At 54.1% G+C, this 379-nt stretch carries 1 protein-coding gene; it reads left to right on the top strand.

Annotated elements, in window-relative coordinates; all coding sequences use genetic code 11:
* A partial coding sequence (locus FFM73_RS12850) for a hypothetical protein (RefSeq protein ID WP_171001301.1) occupies nucleotides 1–379 on the top strand: 379 nt, incomplete at both ends.

Raw genomic sequence — 379 nt, 5'->3', positions numbered from 1 at the left:
CAAGAACTGGTCAGACGGCGATAAGACGGTGGCCGTCGTGCAGACGACACCAACGACCGATCCGAAGACGGGCGAGACTGGCACAACGAGCGTTGTGACCGTGACCGAGACGCCAAAGGATCAGCCAAGTTTGTCGGACATCACAGTTAAGCCAGGTGAAAGTATCAAGACCGGCAAGACAACGGTTACGAACGATAATCCCGGCGTAACCATGACTCACGATACGCCAGGAACGGATACCAAAGGTAACCCAACGACTGACCAGACGGGCGAGAACGTTAACCCAGATGGCAGCAGTTCCTTCTTTAAGGTAGCTGAACCGGTATCAACGACGAAGGATGGCTACTACAACACGATCACGACCACGGATCCTGAAGGT

Source organism: Secundilactobacillus hailunensis, from assembly GCF_005405185.1.
GTDB lineage: Bacteria > Bacillota > Bacilli > Lactobacillales > Lactobacillaceae > Secundilactobacillus > Secundilactobacillus hailunensis.
Note: the sequence above shows the minus strand (reverse complement) of the source record. Positions and strands in the feature narration are given on the sequence as shown.